The sequence below is a fragment of the Pseudomonas sp. UBA5706 genome, from assembly GCF_002419965.1.
Classification (GTDB): Bacteria; Pseudomonadota; Gammaproteobacteria; order Pseudomonadales; family Pseudomonadaceae; genus Aquipseudomonas.
In genome coordinates this window covers 24,918-32,374 of the sequence record NZ_DIHC01000020.1, presented here as the reverse complement: position 1 = coordinate 32,374, position 7,457 = coordinate 24,918, and the positions used below count along the sequence as shown (strand labels likewise).

The following is a 7,457-nucleotide window of genomic DNA, read 5'->3' as shown; positions in this document are numbered from 1 at the left end:
AGCAAGCTGGACTCCTACGCCTTCGGCAGAGGCAGAGCCGTGTAGGCCATATGCTTTCGGCGGAAGCGGAGTCGCGTAGGTCCATGCGCTATCGGCAGAGGCGGATTCGCGTAGGTCCATGCGCTATCGGCAGAGGCGGATTCGCGTAGGTCCATGCGCCATTGGCAGAGGCGGATTCGCGTAGGTCCAGGCGCCATCGGCAGAGGCGGATTCGCGTAGGCCCAGGCGTCATGGGCGGGAGCGGATCGTGTAGAGCCGCTCGCGACAGAAGATGTTCGGTGTAGGCTGCAGCAACCGTGGCAACCCTCTTTTTTCGCCAGGCACAAGGATGCGTATGACGACGCCAAATCCCGACAAGCAAACCCCACGCGCCATCGCCATTCTGGCCAGCTTTCTGGCCTCGGAATCCGCGGGTGGCATCGTGTTGATGGGCGCTGCATTGACCGCGATCATCGTCGCCAACTCGCCCATGGCGGGTTTTTATTTTGCTGCGCTGCACAGCGTTTGGGGCGGATTGTCGATCGAGTTGTGGATCAACGATGGCCTGATGGCGATCTTCTTTCTAATGGTCGGCCTGGAAATCAAACGCGAAGTGTTGGCTGGCGGGCTTGCCAGCTGGGGACAGCGCGCGCTGCCCGGTTTCGCGGCGGCCGGCGGGATGCTGGTGCCGGCGCTGATTTACCTTGGGGTCAATGCTGGCCACGCCGAAACCCTTAGCGGCTGGGCCATTCCGGCTGCCACCGATATTGCCTTCGCGCTGGGCGTGCTCTCGCTGCTGGGCAAGCGCGTCCCTACTTCGCTGAAGGTTTTCCTCGCGGCTCTGGCGATTCTCGACGACCTGGGCGCGGTCACCATCATCGCGCTGTTTTACAGCACCGGCCTGGACCTGCCGATGCTCGGCGCCTCGTTCGTGACGCTCGCCATGCTGGTGATCATGAATCGCATGGGCGTTCAGCGTCTGCTGCCCTATTTGCTGCTGGGCCTGCTGCTCTGGTTCTTCGTACTGCAATCGGGCGTGCACGCGACGCTGGCGGGTGTGGCGTTAGCGCTGTGCATTCCGCTGGGGACTCGCCAGCAAGAGGCTCACTCGCCACTGTTGTTTCTCGAAGAGAAAATGCATTCCTGGGTCGCGTTCGCTGTGGTTCCTGTGTTTGGCTTTGCCAACGCGGGGGTTTCGTTGTCCGGGATTACCCTCGGCAATCTGATTGACCCCGTGCCGCTCGGCGTAGCGCTGGGTTTGTTCATCGGCAAGCAGATCGGGGTGTTCCTGGCCGCGGTGCTGGCAATCCGGGCGGGCCTGGCGACCTTGCCCGAGGGCAGCAACTGGCTACAGATGTATGGTGTGGCGCTGCTGTGCGGCATCGGTTTCACCATGAGCCTGTTCATCGGCAACCTGGCGTTTCCCGGCGCGCCGCATCTGATCGATGAGGTGAAAGTGGGGGTCTTGCTCGGGTCGATCATATCGGCGCTGGCTGGGGTCGTGATCTTGCGCAGTCGATTGAGCAAAAGCTGATCGGGCGCGTTACGCTCTCGGGCCCTGCCCCGCTCCACCATCTGTCAAAAGCCGCACCCGTGCGTCGTAACTGTGTATTTCGGCGCCGCCTCGGCGGTTATTCTCAGCAACACACCGCACGCGTATTGGGTGCGCCGCCGGGCACGGTGATCGCCTGTATCAAGCACGCTATGACGTGCTGCGGGAGCGCTTTGTATGAGTGAAAAACAAGACAAGATCCCCGACCTCGACGTCCAGACTCTGGCGGGTGAGTACGTGCTAGGCACGCTGACGGCTGACCAGCGCACCGAGGTCCAGGAACGGCTGTCCCATGACCCTGCGTTGCGCAAGGCTATCGAAGGTTGGAACTCGCGGTTATTGACGCTTACCGCGCTGTCCGAACCGCAAAGGCCTTCTTCTCGCCTCTGGAAGCACATTGAACGCAATCTCGGCGGACGGGCGTTTGTCCAGACCAAAGGCAAGGCCCAGCGCAACAAACGCCGCACCCATTGGTGGGACAACGCCGGCCTATGGCGCACACTGACCGCCATCGGGCTGGCTGCCTCGGTGGTTTTGAGCACGCAGTTGCTGGGCCAGGTGCCGACCCCGCCGCCGCCCGCCTACCTGGCTGTGCTTTCGACACCCGAGCACAATGCCCCTGGTTGGGTGATCCAGGCCAGCAACATGCGCGGCATCCAGTTGGTGCCCGTGGACAGGATCGAAATTCCGCCGGGCAAGGTATTGCAGTTCTGGACCCAGGCCGACGACTGGCCAGGTCCCGTTTCGCTCGGGCTGGTTGGCCCGGGCCAGACGCTGAAGGTTGCGACCGACCGCTTGCCGCCACTGCAACCGAACCAGCGCTTCGAACTGTCGCTTGAGAAAGCCGGGGGCTCGCCGCTGAACAGGCCCAGCGGTCCGATTCAGTTTTCAGGGCGCGCAGTGAAGGCGGGTTAGGGTCCAACGTGCCCCCTTCCGTTGCAGCACGTTTGTTGGCTCAAAGTGCCTTTCAAATCATCGCCGCTGACAAGCCGGCTGCTACCGAAGATCTGCAGTACCTTGAAGGCGTTCGTCTGCTCTTATCCGCACAACACCGTCGCCGCACTCCTGCATTGCGCAGGGCAGATTTAGCCCAGTGCGGGACGCCAGCTTCGATTCAACTTTCTGTTACCCGTTGCACTTTCATAGGGCGTACGCACCCAAAAGTAACAAATACCCCTTCCTCGTGACGTTGATCCACACGCCGCCTGCATAGCCTGAAACCTGCGCACACCAGACCACACACGGCTTCGCGTTTTTTTAAGTGGCACTTTCCCCAAGTTGGCCCTTCGGTTGCATATGCTTGTATGTACAAGTAAATATGAGTCTGCACACGTGTCCACGGCGTAGCGCCTTTATTCGCAGCCAGTGGTGCCTGACTTGCAGATTCGTATTCCGCCTGTTTGACACAGGCACCGTCAGCCCAGTGCCTGGGCCGGATTGATCATCGAGGATTGTGACGTGACTACTGACAACAAGACCCCAGCCCAGCAATGGACCAAACGCCGCGACGTGGAAATCCGCGCCGCCCGTGGCACTCAATTGACCGCCAAAAGCTGGCTGACGGAAGCGCCGTTGCGGATGTTGATGAACAATCTGGACCCGGAAGTCGCCGAGAACCCGAATGAACTGGTGGTCTACGGCGGGATCGGTCGTGCAGCGCGTAATTGGGAGTGCTACGACAAGATCGTCGAGAGCCTGACCCAGTTGAACGACGACGAGACGCTGCTGGTGCAATCCGGCAAGCCGGTCGGCGTATTCAAAACCCACAGTAATGCGCCGCGCGTGCTGATCGCCAACTCCAACCTGGTACCCCACTGGGCCAGTTGGGAGCATTTCAACGAACTGGACGCCAAGGGCCTGGCCATGTACGGCCAGATGACCGCCGGTAGCTGGATCTACATCGGCAGCCAGGGCATCGTCCAAGGGACCTACGAAACCTTTGTCGAAGCCGGTCGCCAGCACTATGACGGTAGCCTCAAAGGCCGTTGGGTTCTGACCGCGGGACTGGGCGGCATGGGCGGCGCCCAGCCTCTGGCGGCGACACTGGCGGGCGCCTGTTCGCTGAATATCGAATGCCGGCAGAGCCGCATCGATTTCCGCTTGAAGACCCGTTATGTCGATGAGCAAGCCGCTGATCTGGACGACGCTTTGGCACGCATCGCCAAATACACCGGCGAAGGCAAGGCGATCTCCATTGCGCTGTGTGGCAACGCCGCTGAGATCCTGCCGGAAATGGTTCGCCGGGGCGTACGTCCGGACATGGTCACCGACCAGACCAGCGCCCACGACCCACTCAACGGCTACCTGCCAAAGGGCTGGACCTGGGAGCAGTACCGCAATCGCGCTGCCACCGAGCCGGCTGCCGTGGTCAAGGCCGCCAAGCAGTCAATGGCCGAGCACGTCGAAGCCATGCTGGCATTTCAGAAACAAGGCATCCCGACCTTCGACTACGGCAACAACATCCGTCAGATGGCCAAGGAAGAAGGCGTGAGCAATGCGTTCGATTTCCCGGGCTTCGTGCCGGCCTACATCCGTCCGCTGTTCTGCCGTGGCATTGGCCCGTTCCGCTGGGCGGCGCTGTCGGGCAACCCGGAAGACATCTACAAGACTGACGCCAAGGTCAAGGAACTGATCCCGGACGACGCACACCTGCATAACTGGCTGGACATGGCCCGCGAGCGCATCAGCTTTCAGGGACTGCCGGCACGTATCTGCTGGGTCGGGCTGGGCCAGCGCGCCAAGCTGGGTCTGGCGTTCAACGAAATGGTCCGCAGCGGCGAGCTGTCGGCGCCGGTCGTGATCGGTCGTGACCACCTGGACTCCGGCTCGGTCGCCAGCCCGAACCGCGAAACAGAATCGATGCAGGACGGCTCCGACGCCGTGTCCGATTGGCCGCTGCTCAATGCCCTGCTCAACACCGCCAGCGGCGCGACTTGGGTTTCGCTGCACCACGGCGGCGGCGTGGGAATGGGTTTTTCCCAGCACTCGGGGATGGTGATCGTCTGCGACGGCACTGACGAAGCGGCCGAACGTATCGCCCGCGTCCTGCACAACGACCCGGCCACCGGCGTTATGCGCCATGCCGACGCTGGTTATCAGATTGCCATCGATTGCGCCAAAGAGCAGGGTTTGAACCTGCCTATGATCGATAACTGACAGAACATCCGGGGCCGAACGCTGGTTTAGCTGCGCGGCTTATCGGCGGCAGCGGGGTCACGATCGCTGCCGCCGGCAAGCTGGCCTGCTACAGGGAATGATTCGGGCCTCACAGGATTCATCGGTTTCACGAAGCTTGCGTACCAACACTTGCCTTAGGGGAATATTCGCAATGGCTGTTCCAGATGATCGTGCTGCAAGTTCATCCGTGATCGAAAGGCGTTCGATCGACTTTATTCCTGACGCGGAAAGACACGGCCGTCTGTTCAGTCAATTTACCCTGTGGCTGGGTGCCAACCTTCAGATCACCGCGATTGTCACCGGAGCGCTGGCTGTGGTGCTGGGTGGTGATGTGTTCTGGTCGTTGATCGGCCTGCTCATCGGTCAACTGCTCGGCGGCGGCGTCATGGCGCTGCACGCGGCGCAAGGCCCGAAGCTGGGGCTGCCGCAGATGATTTCCAGTCGGGTGCAGTTCGGCGTCTACGGCGCAGTCATCCCACTGGTGCTGGTGTGCCTGATGTACATCGGTTTTTCCGCCAGCGGCTCGCTGCTGGCCGGCCAGGCGGTCGCGCAGTTGATTCACGTGCCGGACTGGCAAGGCATCGTGTTGTTCGCCGCGGGCATCGTTGCCCTGACCATCTGCGGCTACCGAGTCATCCACATGATCGGCCGGGTCGCCAGCGTCGTCGGCGTGATCGCTTTCATTTACCTCTTCGGCGCGTTGCTGGCGGGTAATGATATCGGCGCGTTGCTGGGCAACAAGCACTTCTCGCTAAGCAGCTTCCTGCTGGCGATCTCCCTGTCGGCTTCGTGGCAGATTGCGTTCGGCCCGTATGTCGCGGACTATTCGCGCTACTTGCCACGCAGTACATCGGCGAGCAAGACATTCTGGGCCGTGGGCCTGGGTTCGGTGATCGGGGCACAGGCGTCGATGGTGTTCGGGGTGTTGGCGGCAGCACTGGCGGGCAAGAACTTCGCCCACCATGAAGTCTCCTACATTGTCGGTCTGGGCGGGACTGGCGCGGTGGCGGCGGCGCTGTATTTCAGCATTGCGTTCGGCAAGGTGACCATTACCACGCTTAACGCCTACGGCAGCTTCATGTCGGTCGCTACCATCGTCAGCGGCTTTTGCGGCAACCGTCATATCTCCAGCGCCGTGCGCCTGACCTACATCTTCGCCATGGTCGGCATTGCCACCGCGCTGGCCCTGCTGGGCAAGGATTCGTTTCTCAAGGACTTCTCGGCATTCATCCTGTTCCTGCTGGCGTTCTTCACGCCGTGGAGTGCGATCAACCTGGTGGATTTCTATTGCATCAGCAAAGAACGCTACGACATTCCGGCCCTGTCCGACCCTGACGGTCGTTATGGTCGCTGGAACTGGATCGGTATATCTGTCTACGTCATCGGCGTGTTGATTCAAATGCCGTTCATTTCCACCCATTTCTATACCGGGCCGCTGGTCGCGAGCCTCGATGACACGGACATTTCGTGGATTATCGGTCTGGTCGTGCCTGCCGCGCTGTATTACGCGGCGGCGAAAAAATGGCCCGGGAAAATTGCCGACCGCTTGATCCTGCCGAACGGGCAGGACACGGGTGAGGCGAGCCCCGGTGTCGTCCCCGGGCACGCGGGGTGAACGACCACCCGTGACGCACGTCTGTTAAAGCTGGAGTGAAGCGGGACGGAGTACGGCAAGTGCTCTTCCCTCAGGCTGGATGCCACCTGATTTCGTTACTGCCTTGCCCATGCAATACAGCCCATTCAAGACCAGGAGCGTCACACAATGAACACGAAGAAAGCCCTGCTATCCACGTTGCTTTCAGTCGGCGTGCTCGCCAGCGGCGCCAGTCAGGCAGCGGGATGGTGTGAGTCCGGCAAGCCGGTGAAATTCGCCGGGTTGAACTGGGAAAGCGCCATGCTTTTGACCGACGTGCTGCAGGACATTCTGAAAACAGGTTACGGCTGTGATGTGGATAACCTGCCCGGCAACTCCATCACCATGGAAAACGCCCTGAGCACCAATGATATTCAGGTCTTCGCCGAGGAGTGGGTAGGCCGCAGCGAAGTGTGGAACAAGGCCGAAGCGGCCGGCAAGGTGGTGGGTGTCGGTGCTCCGGTCAAAGGTGCGGTCGAAGGTTGGTACGTGCCGCGCTACGTGATCGAAGGTGATGCCAAGCGCAAGCTGGAGGCCAAGGCGCCGGACCTGAAGTCCATTGCCGATCTGGGCAAATACGCAGCCCTGTTCAAGGACGCCGAAGAGCCGGAAAAAGGCCGTTTCTACAATTGCCCGGCGGGTTGGACCTGCGAGCTGGAAAACAGCGAGATGCTGAAAAGTTACGGTCTGGAAGACAAGTACACCAATTTCCGCCCGGGCACCGGCCCGGCGCTGGATACGGCGATCCTGTCGAGCTACAAGCGCGGCGAGCCGATCCTGGCCTATTACTGGTCGCCGACTCCGCTGATGGGCCAAGTGGACATGGTGCGCCTGGAAGAGAAAGCCGGGGTGAACAAGACCATCGAGATCAAGGTCGGCCTGTCCAAGGCCTTCCACGAGCAAGCGCCTGAGCTGGTGGCTGTGATGGAGAAGGTCAACATCCCGATCGACCTGCTCAACCAGAACCTGGCGCGCATGACCAAGGACCGCATCGAATCGCCAAAGCTGGCGAAGATCTTCCTCAAGGAACATCCTGAAGTCTGGCACCAGTGGGTCAGCGAAGATGCCGCCAAAAAGGTAGACGCTTCGTTGTAAAGGCTTGCGCGAGTCGCACGC

Annotated in this window: 5 protein-coding genes; all 5 read left to right on the top strand. The window is 61.0% G+C overall.

Going from position 1 to position 7,457, the window contains the following annotated elements:
• The first annotated feature begins 334 nt into the window (after positions 1-334).
• Positions 335-1,513 (top strand): Na+/H+ antiporter NhaA, encoded by a 1,179-nt coding sequence (gene nhaA, locus B3I26_RS10615; RefSeq protein ID WP_296257639.1) that lies wholly within the window; start codon positions 335-337, stop codon positions 1,511-1,513.
• Positions 1,514-1,708: 195 nt separating this feature from the next.
• The gene (locus B3I26_RS10610) at positions 1,709-2,446 is read left to right on the top strand and encodes an anti-sigma factor (RefSeq protein WP_296257638.1); all 738 of its coding nucleotides are present in this window, start codon (positions 1,709-1,711) and stop codon (positions 2,444-2,446) included.
• A 543-nt stretch (positions 2,447-2,989) separates the two neighbouring features.
• A complete protein-coding gene (hutU, locus tag B3I26_RS10605; RefSeq protein WP_296257637.1) occupies positions 2,990-4,687 on the top strand; it encodes a urocanate hydratase in 1,698 nt (565 codons plus the stop codon).
• A 172-nt stretch (positions 4,688-4,859) separates the two neighbouring features.
• Entirely contained in the window at positions 4,860-6,323 is a 1,464-nt protein-coding gene (locus tag B3I26_RS10600; RefSeq protein WP_296257636.1) for a purine-cytosine permease family protein, read from the top strand.
• A gap of 147 nt (positions 6,324-6,470) precedes the next feature.
• Complete coding sequence (locus tag B3I26_RS10595) at positions 6,471-7,436, top strand: ABC transporter substrate-binding protein (RefSeq protein ID WP_296257635.1); 966 nt, start codon at positions 6,471-6,473, stop codon at positions 7,434-7,436.
• Positions 7,437-7,457: the final 21 nt, after the last annotated feature.

Coding starts and splice junctions, on each gene's coding strand:
- nhaA (WP_296257639.1), top strand. CDS start 335: ATGACGACGCCAAATCCCGACAAGCAAACCCCACGCGCCATCGCCATT.
- B3I26_RS10610 (WP_296257638.1), top strand. CDS start 1,709: ATGAGTGAAAAACAAGACAAGATCCCCGACCTCGACGTCCAGACTCTG.
- B3I26_RS10600 (WP_296257636.1), top strand. CDS start 4,860: ATGGCTGTTCCAGATGATCGTGCTGCAAGTTCATCCGTGATCGAAAGG.
- B3I26_RS10595 (WP_296257635.1), top strand. CDS start 6,471: ATGAACACGAAGAAAGCCCTGCTATCCACGTTGCTTTCAGTCGGCGTG.